Below are 1,057 nucleotides of genomic sequence, written 5' to 3'. Positions count from 1 at the left end.
CTGCATTTTCACGGAAAAGGTAAAGGATAAGGAAGACTCCTTACCCTTTCTATTACAATTAATGTTGAACTTTTTCTACTGCTCTCTCGAAGTCCCTTTTTACCTTTTCGTATTCTTCTTGAGGTAATGGTAGTCTAGGTGGACGCGCAGGACCAACAGGTTGTCCAGCTAATTCCATCATATACTTAATATATTGAACCAATTGAGGGCTAGCATCGTAATGAAATAAAGGGAGGAGACGACGATAAAGTTTCAATGCTTCGTCTATTTTTCCACCTTTGGCCAAATTGAATAATTGAACTCCTTCTTTAGGCAATGCGTTAGGAACACCGGCAATCCATCCTGTTGCTCCTATCATAGGACCTTCTAATGATAAGTCATCGACGCCAACCATGACTTCTAAATCTGTTCTGTCTAGAATATCATGCATGCGACGGATATCACCTGAAAACTCTTTTACAGCAACAACATTTTCAAATTTGGCAATCTCTTCGAGCAAATCAGGAGTTAAATCCGTTGGATAATCCCTAGGATTATTATAGGCAACAATAGGAATGCCGACTTTATTAATAGCTTCATAATGGGCGATAATCTCATTTCTTAGAGGTTTGTAGTTAATAGGCGGAAGTACCATAACACCTTCTGCTCCGGAGTCCTTTGCATGTTCAACCCATTTTATTACTTGTTGCGTAGATGGAGCAGCGGCACCAACAACAACCGGCACACGTCCCCGAGAAGCTTCAATGACAGTTTCGACTACCTTTGCTCTTTCTTCAGGAGTAAAAGTAGCGTATTCACCAAGTGATCCTGTAGGAACCAGTCCTTGCACACCTTCTTGAATAAGCCAATCGCATAGCTCATACAATCTTTTATAATCGACTTCAAAATTTACTGTAAATGGAGTAACAAGCGCAACATAAACTCCCTCAAACCTTGCCATTTGAAATTCCCCTTTCTGTTTAATTTCTATTCATATTCTTTATTAATGCAAAATCCGTACCAACGTTTTTCTTGATAATTATGTAAATTTTTTATACATAACCCGTGGTGCTAGTTG

General features: G+C 39.2%; 1 protein-coding gene. It reads right to left on the bottom strand.

The genetic code is table 11. The features are described from left to right. Nucleotides 1–58 precede the first annotated feature (58 nt). Entirely contained in the window at nt 59–940 is an 882-nt protein-coding gene (locus VU18_RS15995) for a dihydrodipicolinate synthase family protein (RefSeq protein WP_047758511.1), read from the bottom strand. Nucleotides 941–1,057 lie beyond the last annotated feature (117 nt).

The sequence above is a fragment of the Geobacillus sp. ZGt-1 genome (assembly GCF_001026865.1).
In the GTDB taxonomy this organism is placed as follows: domain Bacteria; phylum Bacillota; class Bacilli; order Bacillales; family Anoxybacillaceae; genus Geobacillus; species Geobacillus thermoleovorans.
This window is presented reverse-complemented; position numbering and strand designations above follow the sequence as displayed.

Excerpts from the sequence above, each read along its gene's own strand:
- VU18_RS15995 (WP_047758511.1), bottom strand. The coding sequence starts at position 940 with ATGGCAAGGTTTGAGGGAGTTTATGTTGCGCTTGTTACTCCATTTACA.